The organism is Clavibacter tessellarius (genome assembly GCF_001618005.1).
Taxonomy (GTDB): Bacteria; Actinomycetota; Actinomycetes; order Actinomycetales; family Microbacteriaceae; genus Clavibacter; species Clavibacter tessellarius_A.
In genome coordinates, this window is the sequence record NZ_LQXA01000011.1 from 1 (window position 1) to 12,720 (window position 12,720).

Genomic DNA, 12,720 nt, shown 5'->3' on the forward strand with positions numbered 1-12,720 from the left:
GCACGAGGGCCGGGGCGCACGCACGCCCCGGCCCTCCGATCGGCCCCCCGATCAGCTCAGCGGGTCACCCCGCGAGCAGCTCTCCCCGGATCAGCCCCGGAACACCTGGATCACCGACGGGCGCGGTCCGCGCCAGGCTCCCTTCGGCGGGGTGACGCCGGCGGGCACGTAGTCGGGGAAGAACGAGTGCTGCTCGGCGAACGAGCCGTCCTCGCCCGGGTGCTGCACCGCGACGAACACCATGCCCTCGGTGTCGTGCACGACCGGGCCGCAGGTCTCCGCCTCGGTGGGCACGGAGAGGAACTGCTGCACGTGGCCGCGCTCGGCGCCCTCGACGGGGACCTTGAACAGGCCGTCGTTGAGGCCGATGGTGCTCGGGGCGCCGTCGGTCGAGATCCAGAGGTTGCCCTCGGAGTCGAACGCGACGTTGTCCGGGCAGCTGATGGGCGAGACCTTGTCCTTCGGGAAGCCCGCGAAGTAGGTGGACTCGTTCTTCGCCGGGTCGCCCGCGACGAGCAGCAGGTTCCACGTGAACGTGGTGGAGCGGGCGTCGCCGCCGTCCTCGGTGATCTCCACGATATGGCCGTCGCGGTTGGTCGTCCGCGGGTTCATCTCCGTGGCGCCCTCCTTGCCGGCCTTGCCGCGGTCGGTGTTGTTGGTGCAGGCGACGTAGACCTTGCCGGTCGTGGGGCTCGGCTGCACGTCCTCGCAGCGGTCCATCTTCGTGGCGCCGGCCGCGTCGGCGACGAGGCGCGTGTGCACGAGCGCCTCCTCGGTGGTGAAACCGGGCACCTGGCAGACGCCGTCGATCACCAGCGGGATCCACTGGCCGATGCCGTCGAACTGGCCGTCGGAGGGGAGCTCGCCGGTGCCGGTGATCTCCGCGACGGGCGAGTCGCCCGTGAAGCGCGCCACGTAGAGCGCGCCGCGGGTGAGGAGCTGCTTGTTCTCGCGGCGGGCCCGGCGCGAGGTGCCCACGACCATCGTGTCGTGCGAGACGAACTTGTAGAGGTAGTCGAAGCGCTCGTCGTCGCCCATGTACGCGGCGACGTGGCCGCTCTTCCCGAGGATGACGTTCGCGCCCTCGTGCTTGAAGCGGCCGAGCGCGGTGTGCTTGACGGGCGCCTCGCCGGGCTCGAACGGGTCGACCTCGACGATCCAGCCGAAGCGGTTCGGCTCGTTCTCGTAGCCGGCGGTGCGGGCGTCGAAGCGGGGGTCGATGGCCTCCCAGCCGCGGCTCGTGGCCTTGTCGCCGAGGCCGTAGCGCTTGTCGGCGGCGCTGGTGCCGGCGGTGCGGAAGTAGCCGTTGAAGTTCTCCTCGCCGGAGAGCACGGTGCCCCACGGGGTGGTGCCGCCGGAGCAGTTGCCGAGCGTGCCGAGGATGCGCCTGCCCTTCGGGTCGCCCTTGGTGCGCAGCGACGCGGACCCGGCGGCCGGGCCCGACACGGCGAAGGGCGTGTCCGCGGTGATGCGGCGGTTGCGGTGGTGGCCGACCGTGTAGGTCCACGGCTTCCCGACCGCCTTGCGGCGGAGCGCGACGACCGACATGCCGTGCGAGGCCTTGGCCGTGCGGCGCTGCTCGGCGAGCTCGGCGTCGTCCGCCGCCGGCGGGAACATGATGTTCTCGTTCGTGTACTCGTGGTTGGCGACGAGGAGCGCCTCCCTGTTCCGCGGGTCGACCGGGATGATGTCGAGGTAGTCGTTGTTGTAGCCGAACTGGCGGGCGGCGAGCCTGGCCGTCTGGTCGTCGGCGTCGAAGTCGTCGGCGCGGCTGAAGAGCGGGTCGCCCCAGCGGATGATCGGCTGCCAGCGGTATCCGGTCGGCACGGTGAACTGGTCGACGGCGGCGTCGACGGGCGTGATCGCGGTGAAGGGCAGCTTCGACGCGGCCTGCGCGGCGGCGGCCTCCGCGCCGGGAGCGGCGGCGTTCTGCGCCACGAGGATCGCGAGGGCACCGGCGCCCGCGCCGCCGAGCAGCGTGCGGCGCGAGAGGGCGCGGCCCGCGATGTCGCGGAAGTAGGAGTTGTCGGTGACGTTGGGGACGGGCTTGGTGCACGCGTCGTCGCACTTGAGGTGGCAGGTGACGGTGCTGCGCTTGCCGCGGGCGTGGGGATCGCGCGACAGGACCGGCAGCAGCCGGTGGTGGGACTCACGGGTGAGGGTCATGTGGGGTCTCCATCGATCTCGGGCGTCTGCTCCGGGCACCGGCGGACGCATCACATCTGAAAGGTATTGACGCCCCCGAGCGCGCCCCCGACCGGCCGGTGGACGGCGGGTGAACCCCGGGTGACCGGATCCTGCGGGCGTACCGTCGAGGGGCGACGCGGCCCGCGTCGCCCCAGACGAGGAGGATCCCCATGGCCAGGTTCGACACGAAGACCGCGCTCGTGACAGGCGGAGGCAGCGGCATCGGCGCCGCGATCTCCCGCGCGCTCGCCGCGGAGGGCGCGTCGGTCGTCGTCACCGACATCCAGCTGGAGGCGGCCGAGCGCGTCGTCGCCGAGATCGAGGCGGCGGGCGGCACGGCCACCGCGTTCCGCCAGGACACGTCGAAGGCGGAGGACTCGGAGGCCGCCGTCGCGCACGCGGTCGACGCCTACGGCGCGCTGCACCTCGCCGTGAACAACGCCGGCATCAGCGCCCCCGCCGCCGACATCGGCGAGTACGACATCGCCGCGTGGGACCGCACCCGCGCGGTCGACCTCGACGGCGTCTTCTACGGCCTCCGCTACCAGCTCCCCGCGATGGTGGAGGCGGGCGGCGGCGCGGTCGTCAACATGAGCTCGGTGCTCGGATCCGTCGGGTTCGCCCAGAACGCGGCCTACGTCGCGAGCAAGCACGCCCTCGTCGGCCTCACCAAGGTCGCGGCGCTCGAGTACACGGCCCGCGGCGTGCGCACGAACGCGGTCGGCCCCGGCTTCATCGACACCCCGCTCGTGCGCTCCTCCCTCTCGCCCGAGGCGCTCGCCCACCTCGAGAGCCAGCACGCGACCGGGCGCCTCGGCACCGACCAGGAGGTCGCGGCGCTCGTGCTGTTCCTCCTGAGCGACGACGCGTCCTTCATCTCCGGCAGCTACCACCTGGTGGACGGCGGGTACTCGGCGCGCTGAGCCGCGGCCGGGAACACGCGTGGGACCCCGACGAGGCGGGGTCCCACCGGTCTGTCGGATATCGACAGCCCCTTTCTCGGGATCAGCTGCTCAGAATGCGAGCGACGATTCCGGCTTGCGCTCCGAGAGCACGCTGGAGATGCGGTCGTCCTTGATGTCGAACGTGGCCGATCCGTAGCTGTGGGTGTTGATCGTGCCGCGCACAGCGTCGCTCATGAGATCCCAGCTGAGCAGCGCCGGACGCTGCCAGGTGCCGTAGTGGTTCTCGGCGGGCTCGTCGTCCCCGCTGGCGAAGCGCATGGCGTGCGTGTGCGGACCGTCCTTGTGGTAGACGATCTTGGGGTGCGTGTCCTCCCACAGCACGTCCGCCGCGGCCCTCGTGTCGTATCCGCCATGGGCGGAGGCCGACACGTAGCGCGCCTCGCCGTCCTTGACCCACACGATGACGTGCTCGAGGTCGTGGCGGTGCCCGTTCCCATCGCCGGCGACGCCCTCCGCGCGCTGGTCCTTCTCGAAGTAATACGCGTACGCGTGGGCGCACCAGCCGTCCGCGACGCACGTGGTGCGCGCGTAGCTGTTCACGTTGTCGAGGTCGGACTGGTCACGGCAATTGCCGTTGTTGGCTCCGCCCAGGCTCAGCCCCTCGGCGGGAGTCCCCGCGGCATCCATGGCGGGGGTGGGGTAGCAGCCCTCCCCGTCGTAGTCGGTGGCCGGCTGCCACCTCGCGTCGTCCTCCGTGGCGGCCGCCGGGATGGCGGACGGAGGATCCGCATGGGCGGCGGCGGCGGGCCCGACGACGAGGGCGAGAGCCCCCAGCGCCGCGGCCGCGCCGCGCCATCCCGTGCGAGAACGCGTCCCCGTGGTCGTTCGATCTGTTCGTCGGATCTTGCTGGACATGGATATCCCCCTTGCCCGCGACATTGCGGGCATCGAATAGCAGTCGTTCCGGACACCATCGACGATACGCACGCTCCGGGATTCGAGGATGCATTCACAGGCTGCGCACATGCGCGGTCGCGCGCGGCGGGAATGATCTCGCTCGGATATCCGCCGCGCATCTCACACGGGCGCGAGGAATGTCAACTGCGATCCTTCCTCCACGATGAGCGGTGCGAGCCGCGCATTGAATTTGGCCCCGTATTCGGCCCCGATGTGCGCCTGGAACGCGGCCTCGTCGCGGTAGACCTCGTGCACGACGAAGCGCGCCGGATCGTCCACCCGCCGGTACGGCTCGAACACCACGTTGCCGGGCTCGGCCCGCACCAGCTCGGCGAGGTCCGCGATCATCCGCGCGACCTGCTCCTCCTGGCCAGGCAGCGCCGTGAACTCCGCGTACAGGACCGTGGCCGTCATGCCGTGGCCGCGCCCGTCATGATCGCGACCGCGTCGGTCATCGAGTGCGACTGCGGCGTGATGGTGGCGGCCTTCTTGCCGAGGCGCTGGATGTGGATCCGGTCGGCCACCTCGAACACCTGCGGCATGTTGTGGCTGATGAGGATCACCGGGATGCCCCGGTCGCGCAGGTTCCGCACCAGCTCCAGCACCTGGTTCGACTCGCGCACGCCGAGCGCCGCGGTGGGCTCGTCGAGCACCACGACCTTCGACCCGAACGCCGCGGCGCGCGCCACGGCGACCGCCTGCCGCTGCCCGCCGGACAGGTTCTCGACCGGCACGGTCACGTCCTGCAGCGTCGAGATGCCGAGCTCGGTCAGCTCCGCCTTCGCCTCGCGGCGCATGCCGGCCGTGTCGAGCATGCGGAACACGGATCCGAGGATCCCCTTCTTCCGCTTCTCCCGCCCGAGGTAGAGGTTCGAGGCCACGTCGAGCGCGGGCGAGACGGCGAGGTTCTGGTACACCGTCTCGATCCCGGCCGCGCGCGCGTCCTGCGGCCGCTTGAATGAGACCGGCTTGCCGTCGAGGAACAGCTCGCCCTCGTCGGGCGTCTCGGCCCCGGTGAGGCACTTGATGAGCGTCGACTTGCCGGCGCCGTTGTCGCCGATGATCGCGAGCACCTCGCCGGGGAAGAGCTCGAGGCTCACGCCGTCGAGGCCGACGACTCGGCCGAAGGTCTTCACGAGCCGCTTCGCCTCGAGGACGGGCGTGCGGGTCGGTGCGGGGGCGCTCCCCGCGGGGTCGGTGAGGGTCACTTGCGCACCTTTCGGATCCACTGGTCGACGGAGACCGCGACGATGATGAGGACGCCCACCGCGAGCGTCTGGTAGAGCACGTCCAGCCCGGCGAGCGAGAGGCCGTTGCGGAACACGCCGACGATGAGCGCGCCGAGGAGCGTGCCCCAGACCGTGCCGCGGCCGCCGAAGAGGCTCGTGCCGCCGATCACCACCGCGGTGATGGAGTCGAGGTTGAGGTCGGCGCCCGCGTTGGGGCTGGCCGCGTTGCTGCGGCCGATCTGGATCCACGCGCCGACCGCGAGGATGGCCCCCGCGGCGAGGTACACGCTCATGAGCACCCGGTTGACGCTGATGCCGGCGAGGCGCGCGGCCTCCTTGTCGTCGCCGACCGCGTACACGTGCCGGCCCCAGGCGGTCTTGCCGAGGATGAAGGCCACGACGATGTACAGCACGAGCATCAGCACCACGCCGAAGCTGATCTTCACGCCCGCCAGGTCGAACGTGCGCCCCGTCCAGGAGAGCGCCTTCGGCATGTCCACACCGCGGACGGTCGCGCCGTTGGAGTAGAGGAGCGTGAGCGCCACGAAGATGTTGAGCGTCCCGAGGGTCACGATGAACGGGGGGAGCCGCAGCCGCGTGACGAGCAGGCCGTTGAACGCGCCGGCCGCGAGACCCACGAGGAGCCCGGCCGCCAGCGCGGCGGGCGCCGGCAGGCCGTTCTGGCTGGCGGTCTGCGCGATGACCATCGACGTGAGCACCATGACCGCGCCGACGGAGAGGTCGATGCCCGCGGTCAGGATGATGAGCGTCTGCGCCACCGCGAGCGTGCCGACCACGGCCACCTGCTGCGTGACGAGCGACAGGTTCGCCGGATCGAGGAAGCGGTCGTTGAGCAGGCCGAACACGACGACCGCGAGGACGAGGACGACGGCCGGGCTGACGGCGGGGTAGCGGTGCAGCACCCCGCGGATCCGGTCGAGGGGCGTGCGCCGGTCGAGGAACTCGTTGGCGAGGTCGAGCGCCGAGGTCGGCGGGTTCGGGTCGGTGGTCCGCTGGCTCACGGTCACTCGCCCCAGCACTTCGTCGCGGCGTCGTCGGCCGTGATGCTCTCGAGGCCGTCGACGGGGGTGTCGGTGACGAGCGCGGATCCGGTGTCGAAGAAGTCGAGGCCGGCGCTCGTGGCGGGCTTGGTGCCGTCCTTCGCGAGCTGCGCGATGGCCTCGACGCCGAGCTGCGCCATCTTCACCGGGTACTGCTGGGCGGTGGCGCCGATGACGCCCTCCTTCACGTTCTTCACGCCCGCGCAGCCGCCGTCGACCGAGACGAGGACGACGTCCTTCTCCTTGCCGGCGGCCTGGAGCGCCTGGTAGGCGCCGAACGCGGCCGGCTCGTTGATCGTGTAGACGACGTTGATGTCCGGGTCCTTCGAGAGCAGCGTCTCCATGGCCGTGCGGCCGCCGTCCTCGGCGCCCTGCGTGGCCTCGTTGCCGACGATCTCGTAGTCGCCGCCGCTGTAGTCGCCCGACTTCGCCTCGTCGCCGTTCTTGGCCTTGTCGCCGACGTCGATGCCCATGCCGGTGAGGAAGCCCTGGTCCCGGTCGTAGTCGACCGAGACGGCCTTGTCGTCGTAGAGGTCGAGGAGGGCGATGGTCGCCTTCTTCCCGTCGAGCTTGGCGGCCGCCCACTTGCCGATCGACTCGCCCGCGGCGAAGTTGTCGGTGGCGAACGTGATGTCGACGGAGTCGGCCGGGTCGGGCGCCGTGTCGAGCGCGATCACGTAGAGGCCGGCGTCGCGCGCCTTCTGGATGGCGTCGACCACCGAGGGGCCGTTCGGGGTGATGAGGATGCCCTTGTCGCCCTTCGAGATGGCGTTCTCGATGGCCTGGATCTGGGTGTCCTCGTCGCCGTCCTCCTTGCCGGCCGCCAGCGTCAGGCTGATGCCGGAGGATGCGGCGGCGTCCTTCGCGCCGTCCTGCATGGCGACGAAGAAGGGGTTGGTGGTCGTCTTCACGATGAGCGAGACGCCGACGCCGACGTCGCCCGAGCCGGATCCGCCGCCCGAGCCGGAGCCCGAGCTGGAGCAGCCGGTGAGCCCGACCGCGGCGACGAGGGCCGCGGAGCCGAGGGCGATGGTGCGCACGAGGCGCGGGGATCGGTTCGTCATTAATGGATCCTGTCCTTCGGGTGGGAGCGCGCTCCCGACAACGTTGTCATGGGAAGGTCTAGCGGGTCGGAGCCGGTATGGTCAACCCATAGCGCAGAGAGCGAGACCCATCCGTGACACCGTTGTCATTCCCGAGCGGAGCCCCGTCCGGCGCGCGCCGACCCACGATGAAGCACGTCGCGCGGCTCGCGGGCGTGGGCATCAAGACGGTGTCGCGCGTCGTCAACGGCGAGCCGAACGTCTCCGCGGAGCTCACCGACCGGGTCCGCGCGGCGGTGGAGCAGCTCCAGTACCAGCCGGATCTGCACGCCGGCAACCTGCGCCGCACCGACCGCCGCACGAACACGCTGGGCCTCCTCGTCGGCAGCGTCGCGAACCCGTTCTCGGGCGCGCTGCACCGAGCCGTGGAGGAGGCGGCCAGCGAGCGTCACGTCGCCGTTTTCGCCTCGAGCCTCGACGACGACGCCGACCGGGAGCGCTCCGCCGTCGACGCGTTCCTCGCCCGCCGGGTCGACGGGCTGATCCTCACCACCATCGCCCCGAGCCAGGCGTACCTCGGCGTCGCGGCATCGCGCGGCACCCCGCTCGTGTTCGTCGACCGCGTGCCGACGGGGCTGGAGGCCGACGCGGTCATCGTCGACAACGCGGCCGGCGTCTCCCGTGCCGTGGCGCACCTGGCCGACCAGGGGCACCGCCGCATCGCGTTCCTCGGCGACCGGCCGGAGATCTTCACGGCCCGCGAGCGCGAGCGCGGCTTCGCCGAGGAGATGCGACGGCGCGGGCTCCCCGTGGCGCCCGAGCTCGTGCTCGAGGGCGCGACCGACGAGGTCGTGGCGGATGCGCTCGCCGAGCGCCTGCTCGCGCTGCCCGAGCCGCCGACCGCGATCGTGAGCGGGCAGAACCTCATCACCATCGGCGTCATCGCGGCGCTCCGGCGGCACGGCGCCCAGCGCCGCATCGCGCTCGTCGGCTTCGACGACCTGCCGATGGCCGCGCTCCTGGAGCCCGCCGTCACCGTCGTCGCGCAGGATCCGTCGCGCATCGGCCACGCCGCCGCCGAGCGCGTCTTCGCCCGGCTCGACGGTGACGCGGGACCCGCGCAGACCGTCGTCGTCCCCACCACGCTCATCGTCCGAGGCTCCGGAGAGGTCCCCCGAAATGCATGACCAGCCCATCGTCGTCGTCGGCGACGCCCTGATCGACCTGCTCCGCGAGGACGGGGAGGAGACCGCCTTCGTCGGGGGAGCGGCCCTCAACGTCGCGGTCGGGCTCGCGATCCTCGGGCACCGCGTGCAGCTCATCGCGATGGTCGGCGACGACGAGCACGGCCGTCGCATCCGCGCGGAGCTCGACGCGCACGGGGTCGAGCTCATCGCCACCATCGGCCCCTCGGGCACCTCCGTCGCCGTGAGCGAGCGCGAGGACGGCGAGCCGCGCTACTCGTTCAACGAGGCCGCGTGGAACCGCCGCGTGCGCATCGGCGCGGCGGAGCGGGCGGCGCTCGACGCGGCGTCGCTCGTGGTCGTCAGCTGCTTCCCGTACGACGACCACGCGCAGGCCGACGAGCTCCTGGCGGCCGTGCGGGATCCGCGCGAGCGCCTGCTCGTCGACCCGAACCCGAGGGCCGGCATGCTGCACGACGCCGAGCGGTTCCGCGTCGGCTTCGCGCGCGCGGCGGCCGAGGCGCTGCTCGTGAAGGTGGGCGACGACGACACGGCCCTCCTCGAGCTGGGCGCGCTCGCGGACGCGCGCGCCGGGCTGCACGCGACCGGCAGCCGCCTCGTGCTCGCCACCGACGGCCCGCGCGGCGCGTCCGTGCAGCTCGAGGACGGCGAGGTGGTGGCGACGGGCATCGCGGCGGATCCGCGTCCCATCGTCGACACGATGGGCGCCGGGGACGCGTGCCTCGCTGCGGCGGCCGACGCGATCGCCCGCCGGGGTGCTCCGCGCACGGCGGCGGAGGGCGAGGCGATGCTCCGCACGTGCATGGCGATCGCCGCGGCCACCTGTCGTCAGCCGGGCGCGCTGCTGCGGATGCCGACGGCCTGAGGCGGGCGCCGGCTCGCGGGATCGGCAAGGGGAGCGCGTGCGCAGAGGCGGGTGTCGGGCCGCCCTCGTGTCGCTGCGGACGCCGGATGGTAACCGGGCATCCGGCCGCTGTCGAGACGCGTGGGGCGATGGGATCGCCGGCCCTCGTCCGGCGTAGCCTCTCGACGCACGAGTCGACCGAGCCGCCGAGCGGTCTCCCCCTCGGCGGCTCCGCTCGCGCAGCTCATCGCCGTGGTCCGTGACGCGTCCGGCGGCGACGAGCTCCCGAGCGGACGGCCGACGACCGTGCCGCACGCACGCACGCATTGACGAGACAGGAGGATCACCATGGGCGACGCACGAACCCTGATCATCGGCGGGACCGGGACGGTCGGCTCGGCCGTCATCGCCGAGGCCCTGCGCCGGGGCATGACCGGACTGAGGGTCCTGAGCCGCGACGCGCGGCGGCTCGCCGACCTCCCCGACGGCGTCGACGGGGTGGTCGGCGATCTGGGCGATCCCTACGAGGCGACGTCGGCGTTCGAGGGCGTCGAGCAGGTCTTCCTGGCCCTGACGGGGACGCCCACCGAGCTGTACGAGACGACCGTCGCGGTGGACCACGCCGTGGCGGCGGGCGTCCGCCGGATCGTCTACCTGTCCGTCCAGGACCTCGACCGGGCGCCGCAGGTGCCCCACAACTCCGCGAAGCTCGCGGTGGAGGCCCTCCTCGAGCACAGCGACGTCGAGGCCTGCTTCCTCCGGGTCAACAACTTCTTCCAGAACGACGTCTGGTACCTCGACGCGATCCGCGGCGGCCTGTACCCGCAGCCCCTCGGCGGGACGGGCGTCTCCCGGGTCGACGTGCGCGACATCGCGGAGGTCGCCGTGAGCGCTCTGACCCCGGGGACGGAGCTCGAGGGTCCGATCGACGTGTTCGGCCCGACCGCGTGGACGGGCGACACGACGGCCGCGGCCCTGTCCGAGGCCCTCGGGACGACGGTGACGTACGCGGGAGACGACCTCGTGGCGTGGCGGGAGTCGTCCCTGGCCTCCATGCCGTCGTGGCTCGTGTACGACTACGAGCGCATGTACTCGGGGTTCCAGCGGGACGGGCTCATCGGGACCCCCGAGGCCCTCGCCCGTCTCACCGCCGTCCTCGGGCACGCGCCCCGCTCCTACGAGGACTTCGTGCGCGAGGTGCTGGTGCCTGCCCTGTAGGGCGGGGCGTGCCGTCGTGCTGCCGCGTCTGACGCGCTGATCGCGTCAAGGCGGCCGATCGGCTTATACTCGGCGGTGCACGTTGCAGTAGCGGCGTGAAGTGAGCTCGGCAGCCTTCCGGACGGTCGGTGAGCCGAGCTTCGCGTTTTTTAGGCCCGGTTGTGCGGCAGGATCATCGGCTGTATCCGACGTCGCCAGTCGCCACCCTTCGTGTAGCTCCACGCGATCGCGTCCGCGATCCACAGCAACGGCTCTTGATGTGCGGTCTCGTGGGCGTAGGTCATGGTGTCGCGGAGGCCGTGTTCGTGGGCGGCGGCGTAGAGGACCTTCTTGTCGGCGCGCTCGATGGAGACGTCCCGCTCGAGGATGATCCGCTCGTGTCCGTCCCGTGCGGCGAGAGCGACGAGGCCTTGAAGGCATGCCTCTCGGCCGCTGGCCTCGTGCTTGAGGTCGGAGTGCACGACGTGGGCACGGACACCGAGACTTTCCAGCGTCGACAGGATGTGTCGGCGCCGTGAGTCGCTCTCGTTGGTGAAGTGCAACCGGCGCTGGCCTGGCAGCACCAACGCACGCATCTGCTGCCGCAGCGTTGCCTGATCATCCGCGACGACGACGGCGACCATCGTGTAGCCCTTGCTCTTGGACTCGTCGACGAACAGCGCGCTCACGGCCTCGGCTCCGGCGAGGCGGCGAAGAGAGTCTTTCCTCGATCCTTAACGAGCTTTGCGATCGCCTTCCGGGAGAACGGCTCCGTCATGGTGTATTTGATGCTCTCGGCCCACCCGGTTGGCGACTTCGCTGACGGCACGTGCTTCGACGTCGAGACAAGCAGGTCCCGTGCCTCAAGCCCGCGCAGGCCGCGACGGGCAGTGCTCTCCGAAACCCCGTACCACTGCCGCGCCTGGTTGAACGGCAGCACGAACCCGTCTTGCTGATCCAATCCGATGAGCAGCATGAGCCTCTCCGACTGGTCCAAGGACACGTCATACCCGTTGGCCCAGTACGAGTAAGGCAGCTTGAAGTAGTTCCCGTCCGCCGCTTTCTGCGGCCGCGTGTACGCGGTTTTGTTGCCGGACTCATCGAGGAGCAGGTACTGCATGCTGTTGCCGACGCGTCGCCGTTCGATCAAGTCGAGCGAGTTGAGCTTCGTGATGACCTTGGACCACCGTGACTTCGCCGTAGCCTCCGTTGCACCGTCTTCCAGGCAGAGAAGGTCTACCCAGGTGGCTACGGGGTAGTCCGCCTGGTATGGCTCGCTGCTGGACGCCAGCGCGTGCAGCAGCAGGTACGCATTCAACGCCGACGGGTTCGCCGCCAGCTTCGCGAGCTGGGCACCGCGGCTGCCCTCGGCGCCGCGTGGCTTCTGCAGGAACGTACGGCGGATCGGCACGAAGCCTCGCTTGGTGCCGGTGAGCATCTGTTCGAGGAGCGCTTCTCGTGGCGGCCGCTCGGACGGAGCGGGCGTCGCTCCGAAGGTCGGGCGGGTCGTTGAGGGCATGGTCCAACAGTAACCGTAGATCGACTGTCGGCTATACGCCGCCCATCAGTAGCAGTTGCCGCCACAGACACCCCTATGCGAGTCCATGTGATGTCGATTCGAGGTCACTGTGAGGCCGAATGCGATGACCATAGCGACTTGCGGGGAGGGTCGCACTGGAGAGACCGGGTTGCCGCGCGGGGCATCCCGGCCTCTCGCCAACCGGTTGCCGATTCCAGCGGCACTCTGCGATTGAATGTTGATGACTACGGCTCCCGAACCTTCGGGGATGCACTAGCGAGACACGCCGGACGGGGAGCTGTGCGTCCTGCGGGTCGATGTCACTGGCGGCGTGGCCTCCCCGTGGGGCCGGCGTCCAGGCGCCGCGACTGTCACGTCCTCGATCGTGGGGGTGCGGGCGGCATTCATAAGCACGGCGCGGTGCCTGTCCGGATCCGCCGTCGGCTCAGCGGGCGAGCGCGAGGGTCAGCGCGGCGAGCCCGGCGCACGCGGTGAGCGCGGCGACGAGGGCGGGCAGCGCGCCGCCGGGGAGCGCGGTGGTGCCGGGGCCGGCGGGTCCCGCGGTGAGGATCC

The 12,720-nt window shown here is 71.2% G+C and carries 12 protein-coding genes; 4 read left to right on the forward strand and 8 right to left on the reverse strand.

Features of this window, described 5'->3' with window-relative positions:
- Window positions 1-90: 90 nt before the first annotated feature.
- Window positions 91-2,166 (reverse strand): PhoX family protein, encoded by a 2,076-nt coding sequence (locus tag AWH51_RS02150; protein WP_063070499.1) that lies wholly within the window; start codon window positions 2,164-2,166, stop codon window positions 91-93.
- A gap of 191 nt (window positions 2,167-2,357) precedes the next feature.
- Here AWH51_RS02150 and AWH51_RS02155 point away from each other — a divergent pair, with 191 nt between their 5' ends.
- Window positions 2,358-3,110 carry an SDR family NAD(P)-dependent oxidoreductase gene (locus tag AWH51_RS02155; protein WP_063070500.1) on the forward strand — a complete coding sequence of 251 codons (753 nt, stop codon included), beginning with the start codon at window positions 2,358-2,360 and terminating at the stop codon, window positions 3,108-3,110.
- Window positions 3,111-3,200: 90 nt separating this feature from the next.
- Here the strand turns inward: AWH51_RS02155 and AWH51_RS02160 are convergent, their stop codons facing one another.
- The 5 genes from AWH51_RS02160 to AWH51_RS02180 form a co-directional block, all read right to left on the reverse strand.
- Window positions 3,201-4,007 (reverse strand): NPP1 family protein, encoded by an 807-nt coding sequence (locus AWH51_RS02160; protein ID WP_081234797.1) that lies wholly within the window; start codon window positions 4,005-4,007, stop codon window positions 3,201-3,203.
- Window positions 4,008-4,169: 162 nt separating this feature from the next.
- Entirely contained in the window at window positions 4,170-4,463 is a 294-nt protein-coding gene (locus tag AWH51_RS02165) for a putative quinol monooxygenase (protein WP_063070501.1), read from the reverse strand.
- A complete protein-coding gene (locus AWH51_RS02170) occupies window positions 4,460-5,257 on the reverse strand; it encodes an ATP-binding cassette domain-containing protein (RefSeq protein WP_043583835.1) in 798 nt (265 codons plus the stop codon). Before AWH51_RS02170 ends, AWH51_RS02165 begins: the two co-directional genes overlap by 4 nt.
- On the reverse strand, window positions 5,254-6,300 hold the full coding sequence (locus tag AWH51_RS02175) for an ABC transporter permease (protein WP_063070509.1): 1,047 nt from the start codon (window positions 6,298-6,300) through the stop codon (window positions 5,254-5,256). Before AWH51_RS02175 ends, AWH51_RS02170 begins: the two co-directional genes overlap by 4 nt.
- A gap of 2 nt (window positions 6,301-6,302) precedes the next feature.
- Entirely contained in the window at window positions 6,303-7,403 is a 1,101-nt protein-coding gene (locus AWH51_RS02180) for a substrate-binding domain-containing protein (RefSeq protein ID WP_063070502.1), read from the reverse strand.
- Window positions 7,404-7,570: 167 nt separating this feature from the next.
- Here AWH51_RS02180 and AWH51_RS02185 point away from each other — a divergent pair, with 167 nt between their 5' ends.
- The 3 genes from AWH51_RS02185 (at window position 7,571) to AWH51_RS02195 (ending at window position 10,649) form a co-directional block, all read left to right on the forward strand.
- Entirely contained in the window at window positions 7,571-8,569 is a 999-nt protein-coding gene (locus AWH51_RS02185; RefSeq protein ID WP_063070503.1) for a LacI family DNA-binding transcriptional regulator, read from the forward strand.
- On the forward strand, window positions 8,562-9,452 hold the full coding sequence (locus AWH51_RS02190) for a PfkB family carbohydrate kinase (protein ID WP_063070504.1): 891 nt from the start codon (window positions 8,562-8,564) through the stop codon (window positions 9,450-9,452). The genes AWH51_RS02185 and AWH51_RS02190 overlap by 8 nt, the downstream gene beginning before the upstream one ends.
- 327 nt (window positions 9,453-9,779) lie before the next feature.
- Window positions 9,780-10,649 carry an NAD(P)H-binding protein gene (locus AWH51_RS02195; RefSeq protein ID WP_063070505.1) on the forward strand — a complete coding sequence of 290 codons (870 nt, stop codon included), beginning with the start codon at window positions 9,780-9,782 and terminating at the stop codon, window positions 10,647-10,649.
- A gap of 149 nt (window positions 10,650-10,798) precedes the next feature.
- Here AWH51_RS02195 and AWH51_RS02200 read toward each other — a convergent pair whose 3' ends face one another.
- The gene (locus tag AWH51_RS02200; protein WP_063070506.1) at window positions 10,799-11,317 is read right to left on the reverse strand and encodes a hypothetical protein; all 519 of its coding nucleotides are present in this window, start codon (window positions 11,315-11,317) and stop codon (window positions 10,799-10,801) included.
- On the reverse strand, window positions 11,314-12,147 hold the full coding sequence (locus AWH51_RS02205; protein WP_131798094.1) for a hypothetical protein: 834 nt from the start codon (window positions 12,145-12,147) through the stop codon (window positions 11,314-11,316). Before AWH51_RS02205 ends, AWH51_RS02200 begins: the two co-directional genes overlap by 4 nt.
- Window positions 12,148-12,720 lie beyond the last annotated feature (573 nt).

Bases quoted from the DNA above. Each gene is read 5' to 3' on its own strand.
- AWH51_RS02150 (WP_063070499.1), bottom strand. From the start codon at position 2,166: ATGACCCTCACCCGTGAGTCCCACCACCGGCTGCTGCCGGTCCTGTCG.
- AWH51_RS02155 (WP_063070500.1), top strand. From the start codon at position 2,358: ATGGCCAGGTTCGACACGAAGACCGCGCTCGTGACAGGCGGAGGCAGC.
- AWH51_RS02160 (WP_081234797.1), bottom strand. From the start codon at position 4,007: ATGTCCAGCAAGATCCGACGAACAGATCGAACGACCACGGGGACGCGT.
- AWH51_RS02165 (WP_063070501.1), bottom strand. From the start codon at position 4,463: ATGACGGCCACGGTCCTGTACGCGGAGTTCACGGCGCTGCCTGGCCAG.
- AWH51_RS02180 (WP_063070502.1), bottom strand. From the start codon at position 7,403: ATGACGAACCGATCCCCGCGCCTCGTGCGCACCATCGCCCTCGGCTCC.
- AWH51_RS02185 (WP_063070503.1), top strand. From the start codon at position 7,571: ATGAAGCACGTCGCGCGGCTCGCGGGCGTGGGCATCAAGACGGTGTCG.
- AWH51_RS02190 (WP_063070504.1), top strand. From the start codon at position 8,562: ATGCATGACCAGCCCATCGTCGTCGTCGGCGACGCCCTGATCGACCTG.
- AWH51_RS02195 (WP_063070505.1), top strand. From the start codon at position 9,780: ATGGGCGACGCACGAACCCTGATCATCGGCGGGACCGGGACGGTCGGC.
- AWH51_RS02205 (WP_131798094.1), bottom strand. From the start codon at position 12,147: ATGCCCTCAACGACCCGCCCGACCTTCGGAGCGACGCCCGCTCCGTCC.